7 protein-coding genes are annotated in these 17,264 nt (G+C 64.9%); 2 read left to right on the top strand and 5 right to left on the bottom strand.

The window, feature by feature from the left end; genetic code table 11:
* The 3 genes from VFZ66_06490 to VFZ66_06500 form a co-directional block, all read right to left on the bottom strand.
* Nucleotides 1-2,156, bottom strand: a 2,156-nt coding sequence (locus VFZ66_06490; protein HEX6288820.1) for a serine hydrolase, incomplete at its 3' end; no start/stop codon positions are given.
* A complete protein-coding gene (locus VFZ66_06495) occupies nucleotides 2,095-2,535 on the bottom strand; it encodes a hypothetical protein (protein ID HEX6288821.1) in 441 nt (146 codons plus the stop codon). The genes VFZ66_06490 and VFZ66_06495, both read right to left, overlap by 62 nt.
* Before the next feature lie 380 nt (nucleotides 2,536-2,915).
* Nucleotides 2,916-3,449, bottom strand: coding sequence for a hypothetical protein (locus tag VFZ66_06500; GenBank protein HEX6288822.1), 534 nt, complete (start codon nucleotides 3,447-3,449; stop codon nucleotides 2,916-2,918).
* A gap of 391 nt (nucleotides 3,450-3,840) precedes the next feature.
* On the opposite strand from VFZ66_06500, the gene VFZ66_06505 reads away from it, so the two are divergent.
* Both VFZ66_06505 and VFZ66_06510 read left to right on the top strand, forming a co-directional pair.
* Complete coding sequence (locus VFZ66_06505; GenBank protein HEX6288823.1) at nucleotides 3,841-4,608, top strand: M50 family metallopeptidase; 768 nt, start codon at nucleotides 3,841-3,843, stop codon at nucleotides 4,606-4,608.
* Nucleotides 4,580-4,891 (top strand): hypothetical protein, encoded by a 312-nt coding sequence (locus tag VFZ66_06510; protein ID HEX6288824.1) that lies wholly within the window; start codon nucleotides 4,580-4,582, stop codon nucleotides 4,889-4,891. Before VFZ66_06505 ends, VFZ66_06510 begins: the two co-directional genes overlap by 29 nt.
* A gap of 171 nt (nucleotides 4,892-5,062) precedes the next feature.
* On the opposite strand, the gene VFZ66_06515 is transcribed toward VFZ66_06510, so the two are convergent.
* Both VFZ66_06515 and VFZ66_06520 read right to left on the bottom strand, forming a co-directional pair.
* Complete coding sequence (locus VFZ66_06515; GenBank protein HEX6288825.1) at nucleotides 5,063-13,876, bottom strand: SDR family NAD(P)-dependent oxidoreductase; 8,814 nt, start codon at nucleotides 13,874-13,876, stop codon at nucleotides 5,063-5,065.
* Nucleotides 13,869-17,243 (bottom strand): amino acid adenylation domain-containing protein, encoded by a 3,375-nt coding sequence (locus tag VFZ66_06520; protein ID HEX6288826.1) that lies wholly within the window; start codon nucleotides 17,241-17,243, stop codon nucleotides 13,869-13,871. Before VFZ66_06520 ends, VFZ66_06515 begins: the two co-directional genes overlap by 8 nt.
* Between the last annotated feature and the right edge of the window lie 21 nt (nucleotides 17,244-17,264).

Below are 17,264 nucleotides of genomic sequence, written 5' to 3' on the forward strand. Positions count from 1 at the left end.
GCAGCAAAACGCCGGAGATCATCGGCGGTGGAGACGAGGTTGCCCGTCGCATACACAAACGTCATCGACACGTCGGCGCGGTCGGATGCGCCGATGTAGCCCTCCGCGATAGCGCCGTCAACCGCCTCATCGGGGGTGAAAAACGTATGCCGCAGATCAAGTGGCGTCATGATCCGCTGCCGCATCTCCTCCGCCAGCAGCCTGCCCGTGACCTGCTCGACGAGCAGGCCGAGGATGATATAGTTGGTGCTTGAGTACTTCCAGGCGCCCGCGCTGCCCGGCTCGAAGGCCGCCCCGTACTGATCGACCATCCCCACCAGCTCACGCGGGGTGTAGGTCCGCTCAGGGTTCTGATACGCTTCGATGAAAAACTCCGAGTCTTCGAGGTAGTCGAAGATGCCGGACCGATGGCTCAACAGGTGCCGCACGGTCGTTCGATCGGCCAGCGGCACGATCTCCGGAAGCCAGGCGCTGATCGGCGTGTCCAGATCGATCCGCCCCTCTTCGGCCAGTTGCAGCACCACAACTGCGGTAAACATCTTGGTGATGCTCGAAATACGGATCAGCGTATCTGCCTCCATTGGCCGACCATCCCGGCGGTCGGCGACGCCGCTCGCGCCGCTCCACGGCGTATATCCGGGGATGCTCACCGCCAGCACCGCGCCGGGACTCGATCCGCTCGTCACGGTGTCGTCAAGGACCGCCTGCATCTGTGCGATGAGCGCCGGGTCAAGCGGCTGCGGGGCCACGGGAGCCGGAGTGGGGGTCCGGGCAGGTGGCGCTGCCGTCGCCTGCGGATCGGGCTTGGCCGGAGCTGTCGGCAGCGCCACCGTCGTCGACGCTGCGGTGATCCGTCGACTCGCGGTGGTCGGCGGGACAGCGGGGCGTGCCGCGCTGTTCGGGCTGGTGCGTCCGAAGGATGCTACGCCGACCGTCAGCAGCAGGAGGATCGGGACGAGCAGCCGCAGCCGACGGAAATCATCCAGGCCGCGACGCGATCGTGACAGCCACGCCGCAGACCACGCACCTCGCCAGCCCCACCACCGGCTCCCGTCGTATAGGGGCAGGCCATGACGCACCGGCAGTTCGATCCAGCGATACGACAGCTCGACGAGGACCGCCACGATCGCCAGGCGCAGACCAAGCAGGGGCAGGCCAGCGAGCGGCAGATCGATCGTGGGCCGCGTGACCATGAAGACCGGCCAGTGCCAGAGGTAGAAGCCATACGACCGCAGCCCAATCCAGCGGAGCGGTCGTGAACCTAGCCATCGCGGCACGATCTGTGCGTGCGGATGAGTCACGGCGGCGATCAGGAGCGCCGTCAGCAGGTCGATCAGCGCGAAGCCGCCACGGTACAGCAGCGGGTGCCGCTCCGACAGGAAGACGAAACAGACGATCAAGCCAGCCAGGGCGGCCAGACCGGCGGCGTCCGGCAGCCATCGACCCCGGCGACGTGGTATCGCAGGCGTGGTGAGCGGTGCCCAGACGAGTGCGAGGGCCGCGCCGACCAGCACGCCACTTGCTCGCGTATCAGTTCCATAGTAGAGCCGGGATGGATCAGCGCCAGGCTGATAGGCGGCAGCCATGAGCGCGGCGCTGCCGAGGGCGGCGGCCACGATCAGCATGAGCAGGCCCCTGGCGCGCAGCATGCGCATCCCGGCGACGAAGATCAGCGGCCAGAGGATGTAGAACTGCTCCTCTACCGCCAGCGACCAGAGGTGCTGCACGAGCGAGGGACGCAGGAGCGGATCGAAGTAGGATTGCCCCCTGGCGATCAGGTGCCAGTTCATGACATAGCCCAATCCTGCCAGCAGGTCGGCGCCCAGGTCGCTGCGCTCACCGCGCAGCAGCAATGCGTCAAGCAGCACGGTGCCAAGCAGCATGACGAGCAGTGCCGGAAACAGTCTCCGGGCACGGCGGAGCCAGAAGGCGCGCAGATCGATGCGGCGGTGCTGTCGCCACTCTGCCAGCAGCAGGCCGGTAATAAGAAAGCCACTCAGCACGAAAAACGACTCGACGCCTAAAAAGCCGCCCTGAACCGGGAGTCCGGCGTGGTAGAGGAGCACAACAATGACGGAGAGCGCCCGCAGGCCGTCAAGGCCGGGTATGTACGGCAGCCGGTTGCTGTGCGCGGAACATGTCGGCGGTGAGTCCATCTGAAGATCCTTGATCAGTCAATCCTGTTGGCACACGAGCGCAGACCGTCGCCGATGGTTTGGCCGCAGCATCCTGAACTCCTTTGCGGTCGTGCCGAGGACAGGCATGCGCTCTACGGCGATGCTGCCGTGCGCTGCCGGAGCGGGTAGCCTCGATGTGAAGCGGCACGACCTTTGCGTGCGCTGCTGCGACCGGCGTGATCGTGCCGCCAGCGGACGTGAGCCGCAGCGCATTTCTGAGCACATTGCCCGGCTCGCGCGGCATCCGCTCCCCATCGGCACTGATGGGCGGCAGATCTGCTAGCGCGGTCATAGCAAGCGTAATGCCTGGCCTTGGCTCCGCGCCGATCCGCGCCTGCTCTCGCCGCAGCAGGCGCACGATACATCCACGCTAGTCTGATCAGATTGCAGGAGACAGAAGCACGACGAGCAGCTTCCAGCGCGCTTGCGCTCAGGGGTTTTTTTGAACGTTATTTAATCAAGGCACCTCGGTGCTTCAGCTACCACAGCCGGGGAGCCAGCCCGTCCTCGGTTGGGCGATAAAGGCTACCTGCGGTACGGACGCTTGTGGAGGAGGATGTTGTGTGCCGCCAGCCACGCCTCGCGAGCACTCCTCAGCAGCGCGGCGTTCGACGGCTGTCTGGAGCAGCCGCACGGTTGTCATGAGGATCTGTAGCCCCAAAGAGCGCGGGTTGCTGCGTACCGCTGTGCGGCGCGGCTTTTCCCATCAGCGGGGGTAGCTCGCTGGTTCGGCCCCTTTCAAATGAGCTTCCAGATCGCCCATAGATCGCAATCTGCATGTTGCTCGTGTGGATAGGCGTGTCGCAGGCGAGCTTGCACCGCACGCGCAGCATCAAAATCACGCAGAAGACCGACGTCAGAAAGATCAGCAGGCGTGAACGCCTGATCAAAGCCTCCGCAATTCGTCAGCGCACTGATTCCCGTTGCTGCTTCAACCAGATCATAGCCGAGAAAGGCAAACTGCGCGTCCGTAAATGCCGCTCGCGGATCCTCCGCTGGTTCACGCATCACCGCCAGGATGTGGGCTGCTTGATCACCCGTGCGGGCGCGTAGGTAGTTCAGATCGTGGAAAAAGTACGTGTACCAGTCCTGGTGAATGTTGTGCTCCCAATCTTCCGCGATGAGATCAGGCAGCACATCAGGGCACAGGAGGATGTCCAACGAGATCACTTCGCGGAGGTGTGGGAGGTTGGCCCATGCCAGATAGCTCGTCCACGCCTCACCACCAGAAGGATCAAACGGCTTCCGTGCCGTGAACCAAATGTTGGTCATACACACTCCACAGTGGATTGACCGGTGTCGCACAACGGCCTGGCTCACCTGCTGCCATAACGCAAGATACTGCGCAATCGCCTGCGCGATACATGCAGGCGACTGTGCTGTTGTATCACGATCGCGATCATACCTGGAGATTAAGGTATCGTGCAAGCGCCCGCGTGCGAGGCCACGGGATGGCCTAGGAGTTGTTTTCGCTGCTCCATGCTGGGGAGATCAAGTGCAGGTTTGGAAACTCCTTAGGCATCCCTGGCCCCGGACGATGCAGCCGTTATCCAAGGATGCCCTTCGGGCGGGCAGCCGATCAAACGAGACGACCGCGTCATAGCTGCAACCAGCACCCGCGCGGCGTCGTATCTCCAGCAGAAAGCAGGAGCGATAGATACATATGCGTGAATCACACTATTTCGTCGGCTGGCGGCAGCGCGAGGTGCTGCTTGTCCTCGGCCTGGCGCTCGCCACGATCGTTGCCTGGCGCATGCCGGTGGTGGGCTGGGTGCTCTATCCCTTTCAGGTCTACGGCACGTTCGTGCATGAGCTGAGCCATGGCATCGCGGCGATCCTCACGGGTGGCGCATTCCGGCGCTTCGTCGTCAATCCCGATCTATCGGGGACGGCTCTATCTGCGGGCGGCATCGGCTGGATCGTGGTCAGCGCGGGCTATATCGGCAGCGCGATCTTTGGCGGCATCCTCACGCTCCTCTCTGCGTCGGCTGTTTCCGCGCGGCGTGTGCTGGTCTGGCTGGGGCTGACGCTTGGGGTGATGTCGCTGCTCTTCGTGCGGAACCTGTTTGGGCTGGTGGCGGGGGTGGCGCTCGCGGCGCTGCTGGTTGTGGCCGGACGGAGGCTCCGCGAAACCTGGGCCGATGGCCTCCTGCTGTTGCTCGCGGTTCAGATGATGCTCAGCGCGCTCGACAGCGTCGTCGATCTTGTGCAGATCTCGGCCCTGCGTGGAGCGACACGCACGGATGCTCAGATCATGGCCCAGATGACGGGCATCCCCGCAATCGCGTGGGCCGGGCTGTGGAGCCTGCTCTCGCTGGCGATTCTGGTGGGAACGCTCCGCCTGGCGTATCGCCGGACCCCGCCAGGGCTGCTGGATGACGAGGCTGGATCGGTCCAGCCTCGTGAGCGACGAGGCTCTGCCAGCCTGTGAAGATCGCAGCGCCCCATGCGCGGCGGCAGGCGTGCGGCGCGGTGCTAGCGCCGACGGACGCACATCCTGCCGCTGGACGCACGCCGGGAACCGTCTACGACGCCTGCGGGTCTATCGGCGGATGAGTCGGCTCTCCGCCGTAGTCTTGCTCCCGATAGCTGCCCGTCGCACTGGCGCCGGACTCGTCGCGGTGCGTCTCGTCGCTCCCGACATCGTGCGGGAGCGGCGCTGGTTGCTGCCGGGCGTCGCGACCGTCGATCGCTTCTCCTGGGGCAGGCTGTGAATCCTGCATCTCTCGTGCTGACATTGCTATCCTCCTCGTCGTGACACGTCCATCCGAGATGGGCACCGTCGGCGCACGACGAGGCTGCCCATCATGTAGCCCTGGTAGCAGCCCGGATGCCAGGAGCATGGCACGCTGCCACAGGCGCGTTGACGCTGCCGCGAAGCTGCGCTAAACGATCTGATGCTCCGTCGCATCCGCCTGCTCAATCAGCCGACGCATGGCGTCAAGACAGCTCTTCGCCAGCCGCTCAACCGTTGACGCGCGATGAAGTGACGGGCAATAGCACCAGTCGAGGTGCAATTGCTTCCCCTGAATACTCCCGATCACCTCGAAGAGCCAGGGACGCTGGCATTGCGTGCTGCGCGTCGGGCCGTACGACTCGGGTGCCAGGCCGAAGGAGGACGACATGCTCATGCTCTGGTCGATCCGCCCTAAATAGTTTAAGACGATCTCGGCAGGCGGCAGCGCGCGCATCTGGCGCTTGATGGCATCGTCGCTGAGATTGAGCAGCCAGTCATAGCCCCAGCCATGATTGGGAATCGCGCGCCATTGGCGCTGAGTCGTCTCCAGCGCGGAGGCGGCAGTTGTAACGCCACGCAGATCAAGCACGAGCCGGGTCGCGGTTGCCAGCCAGCCGACGGTGCGCGACAGATCAATGCTGTCCAGCCCGATCTGCCGACCATGCCCCTGCACGCAGATCAGGTGCACCGGATGCTCCGTCCAGTCTGCTAAGGCCAGTCCGATGCCTGTCAGCACCAGCTCGCGGATCTGAACATTGTAGCTCGCTGCCACCGTCTGCAACAGGGCTTGCGTCTCCTGGATGCTCAACGACGTACGCAGCGTCCGCGTCGCCCCCTCGATGTTTGCGCTCTGCCCTTCCGGGAAATCAACCGGCAGGCGTCGGACCTCCGTCCAGGGCCGTCCCAGCCAGTAGGGCACCTGCTGCGTCAGCGCTGGCGAACGGACATAGTCTACCACGCGCTCGCTCCATGCTTTGAACGAGGCGGTCTGTGCCGGGAGCGCGATCGTCTCGCCGCGCCGCAACTGCTGGTAGGCGCGCTCAAGATCGTGAAGCAGGATTTGAAACGAGATCCCATCGGCGGCCAGATGGTGGACGATGATCAGCAAGCGCCCTGGCGCGGTAGAGCCGCACACAAAGGCGGCCACACGCAGAACAGGGCCGTGCTGAAGATCCAGGCTCCTTTGCAGCTCAGTCGCGGCTGCCGTAATCGCCTGTCCACGAGCTGCGTCCGCGACATCCGAGAGATCGACGACTGAAAACGGCAAATCGCCGGGAGGAGCAATGAAGGCGCGCCAGCCCTGCGGTGTGTTATGAAAGCGCAGCCGCAGCGCATCATGGTGGGCCATCACGTGCTGCACGGCGCGCCGCATGAGCGCGGGATCGATCAGCTCGTTGACTGTGAAGCATGCGGCAACATTCCAGTGATGCGGCGAGTCGAAATTATTCTCAAGCCAGCCCCGCCGCGTCACAGGGATCTCCTCCGCCACGGCATGGACGCGCTGCTCGGCATCGATCGCTGTGGCTGCGGCTAGCACAGCCTGCTGCGCTGGAGCCGCATGCTGAAGATCGAGCAGCGCATCGTCCCCTGATCGAAACCCGTGGTCGTCGGTGCTACGCTGCTCCAGCGGCGACAGATGGCGTACGATGTCAGCGAGCACCTGGAGAAAGCTCTGGGCAACCTGCTCGATGATCGCAACACGCTCCATATACAATAAGCCACACTGGAGCTGTCCTTCGCCGATGTGGGCGCTCACATGCAGCACGCGAGGCACAATATTCTGCTTGCCGGTCCCTGCTCCGGGGAACGGCAAGAAGCTCCGAATCAACGACCGCTTAGAAAATCTGCGGTACCCCTCACCCGACATAATCCGACCGTGATACAAGAAAATAATCTCAGGCTGCGGGAGCGCGCGGAGCCGTGTGGAAATGTCCGGGTCCGTATTGAGGTGATGCAAGACATTATGATCAAAGCCCCTGTGAGGATTGAGCCGTCCCTGCTCTTTGACCAGCCGCACGGCGTGTCCCAGATCACGAGCATCTCGCAGATCGAAGAGCCTGGGCGTATGCGTCGTGAACCAACCGACCGTGCGCGATATATCGAGATCGTCGAAGATGGCCTCTCGTCCATAGTGTGTGACATCAACCAGCAGCACACGCACATCGGTCCACTGCATAAACGCCAGCGTCAGGGCAGCCAACAGCAGATCCTCGACCTGCAAATCGCCGCTCCGCGCTCCAGCAAGCAAGCGATCGGTTTCCGCACCACCGAGCGACACGCGCCTCTCAATCCAGCGCTCCGTCTCTACCGGCGGCAGCTCAGGGAGCAATCGGCTAACCTCGCTCCAGGGCAGCCCCAGCCAGTAGGCAGCCTCGTGTCTGAGCGCCTCGGAGTGCGCATACTCGGTCAGCCGCTCCGCCCACTGTTGCAAGGACGTTGTCTTGGCGGGCAGGCGAACCGGCATGCCCTGGCTCAGGTGCAGGTAGGCCGTCTGTAAATCTTCGAGCACGATTCGCTGCGAGTGAGCATCCGTGACGAGATGGTGAATCATGAGCAGCAGGCGCTGCGGCGTGACCGGTCCCAGGTCAAACAGGATCAGGCGGATCAGCGGCCCGTTCGACAGATCCAGCGACACCTCGATCTCAGAGATCGCAGCCTGAAAAGCGGCTTCTTGCTCTTCCTGGCGGATCGTCGAAAGGTCGATCGTCGAAAATGGCACGGCCTCGTCGACACCCGCGATGTACTGCCGCCAGCCCGACGCTGTTCGCTCGAAGCGCATGCGCAGCGCGTCGTGGTGGAGGAGCAGGTGTGAGAGCGCCTGCTCCAGCAGTGCGGCATCGACGGCAGACTCCAGCTCCAGCAGCGTCGGTATGAAGTAATGCTGAGGAACCTGAACCCGCCACCAGTCTTCAAAGAACCAGTGCTGGCGCGGCATAAGCGGCACTGGCCCGGTCACGATCCCCTGGGCTGCTCGCTGCATAAGCGCGGGATCGATCGGCTTGCCGCACGTGAATGAGGCGGCGGCATCCGACGGGCGTGGCGCATCGTCCGCAGGCTCAAGCCTGCCGCGCCGTGTGGCGGGAATCGCTTCTGGCATCGCGATCGAGTCGCCATCGGCGGCAAGGAGCCGATCGCGCGACCCATCGCTCAAAAGCGAGCGAATGATGTCGACAAAATAGCGCGCCAGCCGCTCGACCGTCGAGCGTCGGTGAAGATTGACGCTATAGGTCCAGCTCACATGGAGCTGCTGCTCAAAGATGTGTCCAACCACCTCAAAGAGCAGGTGCCGATGATTGTGCGGATCATGGGCCGGGCCGCTTGACTCCGGGGCCGGTCGGTATGGCTGATCCTCAACTCTGGCCTGGTCGATATTTCCCAGGTAGTTAAAGAGCGCCTCGGTAGGCGGCAGCGTGCGCATCGCGTCGAGAATCTCCGGGTCGTCGCTGACATAGCGCAGCACGTCGTAGCCGAAGCCACGGTTAGGAATGCGGCCAAGCTGTTCTTTGATCGCGCGCACCATCTGCTCAGGCGTATCCGCAGGGCTGACGCTCAAGAGCGCCCGCGTGCCGTTCGCGATCCAGCCGACGGTGCGCGAGAGATCGATGTCGTCGAAGATTGTCGATCGACCGTGGCCCAGCAGATCGACCACGACGCCAGGAACGCCCGACCAGCGGGTAATAGCTCCCACCATGGCGGCGACTAGGACATCTCTGATCCGAGCATCGCAGCCGGGCAACAGCTCCTTGAGCAGGATATGCGTTTCTTCAGCCGTCAGCGACACAACCACTGACTGAGTTGAGGCTTCCGTATTCGCCGACCGACCTTCGGGATAATCGACCGGCAGCGGCGTCGCTCGCTCCCACGGCAGCGCGAGCCAGTACTCCTCCAGCTCGCGTCGCAGCGCTGGCGACTGGGCATACGCAACCAGGCGCTCGGACCAGTGTTTGAACGATGTGGTCTTGGCTGGCAGCGCGATCGCCTCGTCCCTTAGGAGCTGATGGTAGGCGGTGTAGAAATCCTCCAGCACGATCTGCATTGAGATGCCGTCGCCGACCAAATGGTGCATGATGACCTGGAGGCGCTGCGGTCGGTCTGGTCCTAGCTCAAAGAGGGCCACCCGGATCATCGGCCCGTCGCACAGGTCCAGCGTCGTGTGCAGATGGGCAGCCGTCTCCTCAATCACGGCATGGTGCTCCACCTCCGCTCGTGTCGAGAGGTCGATCACCGTGAGCGGCACGGCCTCATCCGGGGCCGCGATGTACGGCTGCCAGTAGGGCGCGGCGACCTTGAAGCGCAGGCGAAGCGCATCGTGGTGCAGCAGAAGCTGGCGGAGCACGCGCTGGACCAGCGCCGGATCGAGGCGTCGTGGCGGTATCAGCAGCACGGCGACGTTCCAATGCTGCGGATGAGCAAAGTTCTGCTCGAAGAACCACCGCTGGATAAAGGGCATCGGGCCGATCACCAGATCTTGCTCAACAGTGGTTGCGGAGGGGCAGGCCACGCGAGCCAGCTCGGCGATCGTCTGGTGCTCAAGCACCTGCCGGGCGGTTATGTGCAGCCCGGCCTGCGCGGCTTTGGCGACGACCTGAAACCCGATCAGCGAGTCGCCGCCGAGCGCAAAGAAGTTATCATGGATGCCGACCTGATCGATGCCCAGGAGCGCCTGCCACAGCTCGGCGATCGTGCGCTCGACGGCGCTGCGGGGCGCAGCATAGCCGGTGGCTAAGGCTGGCCGGGCGTAGCGCGACTCGAAGCTGCTCGGCTGCTGCCCGCCGCTGCTGCCGCGACCCGACCGCCGACTGGCCTGCTTGATACGGCGCGGCAGGTCACGCACCGACACCGCGATCTGGGGCAGGCCGCCGCTCGCCAGCACGCGCTGCAAGGTTTCCATGCCTTCCTGGGGCCTGATACCAGCTTCAGCCAGGGGCGCGTCAGGATGATCTGCGTGGATCGATTCGTCGCCAAACTGCCATCCATCCCAGTTGACGCTGATCCAGCGGGCCGGGCTGATCTGACGCTGCTGATGCACAAAGAGATCCATAAAGGCGTTTGCCGCAGCATACGCGGCGAATCCCAGGCCGCCCAGGATCGACGATAACGAGGACGTGACCAGGCAAAAATCGAGATCTCTTCCGCGCAGGACACGTTCGAGCGTGAGCAGCCCATACACTTTGGGCTGGAATTGCTCCTCACCGACGCGCCGATCGGTTTGCTCAATCAGGCGCATCGCCCGCTCTCCGACGATGCCAGCCGCATGGATCACGCCATGCAGCGCGCCGTACTGGGCTTCGATGCGCTCGATGATCGCCTGCATCTGCTCCTGATCGGCCACATCCGCGCCCAGGATCAGCACCTCCGCGCCCAGCGCTTTGAGACGCTGGACCTGCGGCGTTTGTTCGTGCGCGGCACCAGCAGAGCGGCTGACCAAAATCAGCTTCGCCTGCACGGTCTGAGCCAGATATTCGGCAAGCACCAGGCCGATTGCTCCGAGGCCGCCCGTGATCAGGTAGACGCCGTGTGGCCGGAGGATGCTCGGATGTGCTAAGTCGCTTCCCGGCTGGATTGGCTCATAGACCTGTACCCAGCGCTGCTGTCCGCGATACGCCACCACCGGGTACGTCGCAGGCTGCTGCATCTCTCCGATCAGCGCATCGAGCAGGCGCGCCTCCTGCCAGGTGTTCGGCTGCGGCAGCGCTATATCGATATGTCGACATGCGATGTCGGGGTACTCCTGCGGAATGATCTTACTCAGCCCAAGCGCTGTCGCCTTCTCGGCGGCCAGCGCCTCGGTGCCCGTCACGGGCTGGCTCTGGTTCGAGACAATCTCGATGCGCGCTGCCAGCTTGCGCGTGCCCAGCGCGCGCGCCAGAAACAGCAGGCTATAAAAGCCGCGCGCTTGCGCTCGTTTGAAGGATGGCGCGTCGAGCGGCTCGGCGTCGTCCGAGGATGTCAGGCTCCAGAGATGAACGGTCGAGGTTGGCGTGAGATCGCGGGCGGCCAGGTGATCCAGCAGCGCCGCGTACTGCTCCGGCTCCGTCGGATCGAGCATGTACGTTCGCGCGCCGGTCTGCGCGAAGCGCTGCCCGCAGACCACGGTGATCGGATTGTGACCGAGCTGCTCAAGGCGCTGTACCAGCCGCGCCGCGACGCCAAGCTCATCCGCGAAGACGAGCCAGCAGGCCGGATGATCGGCGTTGGATGCCTGCGCGAGGGTCGGCTGCGCCTGCTTCCACACCGGGATATACAGCCACTGATCTGGCGCAAGCCGCTGATCGGTGGCGACGGTCGGCGCGTCCTCGGCATCGGCTGGCGCTTCCAGCCAGTAGCGGCGGCGCTCGAACGGATAGGTCGGCAGTGCAACGAGCTGGCGACGCTCATGGGCATAGCCTGCGGCCCAGTCGATCGCCACGTCCGCCAGCCACAGGTGGCCGAGCGTCTGCATCAGCAGCACGCTATCGGGCTGCTGCTCATCTGCGTGCGGCAGCGATGAGAAGATCGTGCAGGCCGCAGGAGCAGCCTGCCGAGCCAGGTTGCGCAGCGCGCGCCCAGGACCAACCTCCAGCAGCACCGGCTTCGGTCGTCGCACGATCTCCTGCACGCCCGCGCCGAAGCGAACCGGAGCGCGCAGGTGCCGTGCCCAGTAGTCGGGATCTTGCGCCTCGTGCTCGGTGATCCAGGTGCCGGTCACATTCGAGATAAACGGAATGCGCGGTACACTGCGCGGTATCTGCCGCACATACTCGGCAAAGACCGCGCAGATCGGCTCGACCATCGGGGAGTGGAAGGCATGGCTGGTTGACACGGGGCGGCACCGCACGCCGTGCTCCGTCAGTCGTTGGCGCAGCGCCTCGATCGCTGCTGTCTGGCCGGAGATGACGCACTGGGTCGGGCTATTGATCGCCGCCAGCGACAGGTGCTCGTTCAGTAGCGGCTGTACGGCATCTTCGTCCAGCGCGACCACCAGCATGGCTCCTGCGGGGAGCTGCTGCATCAGCCGTCCGCGTGTGGCAATCAGCGCGACGCTATCTTCCAGCGAGAAGACTCCGGCCAGACACGCCGCCACGTATTCGCCCAGGCTATGTCCGAGCATGGCTGCCGGTCGGACGCCCCAATCCAGCCAGAGCTGGGCCAGCGCATAGCTCACGACAAACAAGGCTGGCTGTGCGATGCGCGTCTGGCTTAGCAGGCTGGCCGCCTCCGCCCGCTGATCGTCTTGCGGATAGAGCACCGCGCGCAGATCCAGGCCGAGGTGCGGCTCGAACAGCCCGGCACAGCGATCGACGCACGCTCGGAAGCGGGCCTCGGTGCGGTACAGATCGTGTCCCATCCCGACGTACTGCGATCCCTGCCCCGGAAAGAGCCAGATGACCTCAGGGCTGCCGTCGCCGTCGACCTGGGCCGTGTCCGCTCCCGCAGGCGGTGATTCCAAACCTGCGATTGCCTCCGCACGATCGCGGCAGACCACGATGCGGCGGTGGGCAAAGCTGCGCCGTCCAACCTGCAACGTGTAGGCCACATCGGCAAGATTCACGTAGGGCGTGGCCTTGAGCCACGTCCGCAGATTCGCGGTCGCCGCATCAAGCGCCGTCTCGGTTTTGGCCGAGAGCAGCAGGAGTTGCACGGGCCGCGACGGCCCCGACTCCTCGACCGGCGGCGCTTCTTCGAGGATGACGTGGGCATTCGTGCCGCCCATGCCAAACGAGCTGACTCCGGCGCGGCGCGGGTGATCGCCGCGGGTCCAGTCCGTCAACGCGGTGCTGACGCGAAACGGTGTTGCGGCAAAATCGATCTGTGGATTGGGCTGCTGAAAATGTAGGCTCGGCGGAAGCTGCCGGTGCTGGAGCATCAGCGCGGTTTTGATCAGTCCGGCCACGCCCGCGGCTGCGTCCAGGTGTCCGATATTGGTCTTGACCGATCCCAGGGCGCAGCGTGGGCCGGTGCCGCTGCGCGCTCCAAATGCCAGCGCGAGCGCCTTGACCTCGATCGGATCGCCGAGCGGCGTGCCCGTGCCGTGCGCCTCGACATAATCGATCGTATCGGGCGTGACATCCGCGAGCGCCAGCGCATCGCGGATCGCCTGCGCCTGCCCGTGTACGCTGGGCGCGGTAAACCCGACTTTCTGCCCACCGTCGTTGTTGATCGCCGAGCCACGGATCACGGCGTAGATCTGGTCGCGGCTCGTGATGGCGTCTGCCAGCCGCTTGAGCACCACGACGCCCACGCCGTTGCCGCCGACGGTTCCCTGTGCCTGGGCGTCGAAGGCCCGACAATGCCCGTCCGGTGAGAGAATGCTGCCATCCTGATAGTGATAGCCGGTCGTCTGTGGCACCTGGATCGCCACACCGCCCGCCAGCGCCAGGTCGCTCTCGCCGTTGAGCAGGCTCTGGCAGGCCAGATGCACCGCGACCAGCGAGGTCGAGCAGGCGGTTTGTACGGTCATGCTTGGGCCGGTCAGGTGCAGCTTATACGAAACCAGGGTCGACAGAAAATCTCGATCGTTGCTCAGCGTCGCTTGAATATTAGCAAACGCGGCGTGGCGCTGGGGATGAGCCAGCAGATGGTGCAGCAGGTAGCTGTTGAGCTTCTCGCCGGCATAGACCGCGATCCGGGTGGCGGCAGGCGCGGCGGAGTAGCCCGATCGCTCAAGCGCTTCCCAGGCGCACTCCAGAAAGAGGCGATGCTGCGGATCGGTCAGCTCAGCCTCGCGCGGCGGCATGTCGAAGAAGGCGGCATCGAAGCGGTCGATGTCCGAGAGGAGGCCGCCAGCCGGGACGAAGCTGGGATCGACGCGCTGCGCTGGCGAAACGCCCGCCGCATCCAGCTCGGCCTCGGAGAAGCGCGCGATCGACTCGACGCCGCCGCTCAGGTTCTGCCAGAACTGCTCCAGCGTGGACGCGCCGGGAAACCGGCCAGCCATGCCAATAATCGCAACACCGTAGTCGAAGAGATCGGGCTTATTCATGCTTGGACGGCTCCTCATTCCGCGCTGCCTGGATGCGCTGTCGCTGAAGCTGCTGTCGCTGGCGGGCGGAGCGGATCGACTCGGCGCGCGTGGCGGAGTCACCCGACGGCGCAGCGCTATCCTGGGGCGGCCTCAGGGACTCGGCAAACGATCGGATCGTTGGATGCTGAAACACGTCGATCATCGACACGGGCTGCGGCAGGGCCGCTTGCAGCCTGCGGTGCAGATGAACCGCCAGCAGCGATGTGCCGCCCACATCGAAGAAGTTGTCGTCGATGCCCAGCCGCTCAAGCTGAAGCACCTCCTGCCAGATCGCCAGGATCGTCCGCTCCGTCTCCGTCTGCGGCGCGATGTACGCCGTATCAAGGCGCGGGCGGCTCGTGGTCGGCGCGGGCAGCGCGTGCCGATCGACCTTGCCGCTGGGCGTCAGGGGCAGCGCCGCAAGCTCGACGATCGTCGAGGGCAGCATGTACTCCGGCAGCTCGGCGCGCATGAGCTGGCGCAGCCGATCCACGGCAAGCTGCTGCTCCGGCACGAGCACGACATAGGCGACCAGACGCTGCTCGGCGGGCGGATCGTGACGCGCCACGACCACCACCTGCTGAACGGCGGGATGCTGGCTGATGACCGTCTCGATCTCCTGCGGCTCGACGCGGAAGCCGCGCAGCTTGACCTGCTGATCGATCCGGCCTAGAAACTCCAGCGTGCCGTCAGCGCGATACCGACCCAGGTCGCCCGTCTTGTACAGCCGCGTGCCGGCTGCGCCGAACGGGTTGGGGATGAAGCGCTCGGCGGTCAAGGCGGGCTGGTTGAGGTAGCCACGCGCCAGACCAATCCCGCCGAGACAGATCTCGCCCGGAGTCCCAAGCGCCACGGGATTGGCGAGGCGGTCGAGCAGGTACACCTGCACGTTGTCGATCGGACGGCCAAGCACGGCTCTGCGCGGCGGCGGATCGTAGCGCGCGATCGTGGCGCAGACGGTGCCCTCGGTTGGACCATAGGCATTCAGGAGATGACGGCCAGCCGACCAGCGCGCGGCCAGATCGGTCGGGCAGACCTCGCCCGCGACGATCAGCGTCTTGAGCGCGGGCAGCGGCTCGTGCGGCAGCAGGGCCAGCACCGAGGGCGGCAGCGTCGCCGTCGTAATCGCCTGGTCGCGCAAGAGCTGCGCGAGCGCCGGGCCGGGAATCCGACTGTGCGACGGCATCAGCGTGAGCGTCGCGCCCGCCAGGAGCGCCATGCAGATCTCGGACACTGCCGCGTCGAAGCTGAGCGACGCAAACTGAAGCACGCGGCTGCTCGGCTCGACCCCGAACGCTTGAATCTGGGCGGCGGCCAGATTGAAGAGGCCGCGATGCGTCACTTGCACGCCCTTGGGCCTGCCGGTCGAGCCGGAGGTGTAGATCACGTAGGCCAGGTTGTCCATCGTTACGGCGCATGGCGGATTCGACGGGCTGTGCTGCGCCAGCGCCGTCTGCGCTCGATCCAGGCAGATGATCCGTGGCCCCTGATCCGGCAGCATCGCGGCGTGCTGCGTATGAGTCAGGATCAGCGGCAGGCGTGTATCCGCGATCATATGTGCCAGGCGCTGAGCGGGGTAGGTCGGGTCCAGCGGCACGAACGCGCCGCCAGCTTTGAGCACTGCCAGCACCGCGACGAGCATATCCAGCGACGACTCAAGACAGATGCCAACCAGCGTCTCCGGCCCGATCCCCATCTGGCGCAGCTCGTGCGCTAGGCGGTTGGCGCGCTGGTTGAGCGTCTGATACGTCAGGCGCTCATCGGCAAACGTCGCGGCAATCGCCTGCGGCTGTCGATCGGCGATGGCCTCGAAGACGGACTGGATCACGGTGGTAGCGCGGCCAGCGACATCCGTCGCGTTCCAATCGTACACAAGCTGCCGGTACTCGGCATCGCTCAGGCAGGCGTAGTCCATGATCGGACGATCGGGATCGCGGAGCACGGAGCGCAGCAGCAGCTCAAGATGCGCGACCATCCCCGCAACGGTGGCCGGATCGAAGAGGTCCGTATTGTACTCAAGCTCGCCTTGCAGCGCCGTGGCCGTGCGCTCAAGCGACAGGGTTAGATCGAATTTGGCGGGCGAGGTGTCGATCTGCATCGTCCGCAAGGTCAGATCCGCAACCCGGAGCGTGACGTTCGGAGCATTCTTGATCACCAGCGCGGCCTGAAAGAGCGGGTTGCGGCTCAGATCGCGGGTGGGCTGGAGCTCCTCAACCAGCCGCTCGAAGGGTAGATCCTGATGGGCATAGGCCTGGAGGCAGACCTCGCGGACGCGACGCAGCAGCGCGCGGAACGTCGGATTGCCTGACAGGTCGGTGCGCAGCACGAGCATGTTGACGAAGAAGCCGATCAGCGGCTCGAACTCGGCGCGCGTGCGATTCGCGATAGCCGTGCCGACGACAATGTCGTCCTGGCGGGTGTAGCGGTGGAGCAGCGTTTGAAACGCCGCGAGGACGACCATAAAGAGCGTCGCGGTTTCCTGCTGTGCCAGCGCGTCGATCGGGTCGGCGATCGACGCATCGAGCACGACGGGATGCCGCGCGCCGGAGAATGTCTGAATCGCCGGACGCGGACGGTCGGTGGGCAATGCCAGCGTCGGCAGGGGCGGGCGAAGCTGCTGCCGCCAGTAGTCGAGGTGCTGCTCCAGCACGGCTCCCTGCATGGAGCGCCGCTGCCAGATCGCAAAGTCGGCGTATTGCAGCGGCAGCGGGGTACTCACCTGGCCCAGCGGCGCGGCCTTCCCGGCGCGCCGTGCCTCGTAGAGCGTTACCAGCTCACGCATGAACACGCCAATCGACCAGCCATCGGAGATGATGTGGTGCATCGTCAGCAGCAGCTTATGGTCGTCTGCGGCGAGGCGCAGCAGCACGACACGCAGCAGCGGCCCCTGGGCCAGATCGAACGGGCGCTGCGCTTCCGCGACCGCGTGGCGTCGCACCTGCTCGTCGCGCTGCTCCGCCGGGAAGAGCTGCATATCGATCACCGGCACGTCGATGCTCAGCGCGGGGCTGATGATCTGCACCGGACGGTTCTCAACAACCGTGAAGGTCGTCCGCAGCGCCTCGTGACGACGGATCACCTCGTCGAGACTCAGGCGAAAGATCGTCACGTCGAGCGGGCCTTCGAGATGCGCCGCGACCGGCAGATTGTAGAAGGCCGTCTGCGGCACGAGCTGGTCGAGAAACCACAGGCGGCGCTGCGCAAACGACAGCTCAATCCCGTTTGGGTCGCGCTCCTGCGGCCCGACGAGCGGTTGCCGGGCGGGCCGCAGGGCCATCAATTGTTGAAACAGCCGCCCGTGCTCTTCGGGCGACAGATCTGCAATCTGTTTGGAACGATCTGTCATAACCCTGTGACTCATCGCCTC

This window comes from Herpetosiphonaceae bacterium, from assembly GCA_036374795.1.
In the GTDB taxonomy this organism is placed as follows: domain Bacteria; phylum Chloroflexota; class Chloroflexia; order Chloroflexales; family Kallotenuaceae; genus LB3-1.

Coding starts and splice junctions, on each gene's coding strand:
- VFZ66_06520 (HEX6288826.1), bottom strand. CDS start 17,243: ATGACAGATCGTTCCAAACAGATTGCAGATCTGTCGCCCGAAGAGCAC.
- VFZ66_06515 (HEX6288825.1), bottom strand. CDS start 13,876: ATGAATAAGCCCGATCTCTTCGACTACGGTGTTGCGATTATTGGCATG.
- VFZ66_06500 (HEX6288822.1), bottom strand. CDS start 3,449: ATGACCAACATTTGGTTCACGGCACGGAAGCCGTTTGATCCTTCTGGT.
- VFZ66_06505 (HEX6288823.1), top strand. CDS start 3,841: ATGCGTGAATCACACTATTTCGTCGGCTGGCGGCAGCGCGAGGTGCTG.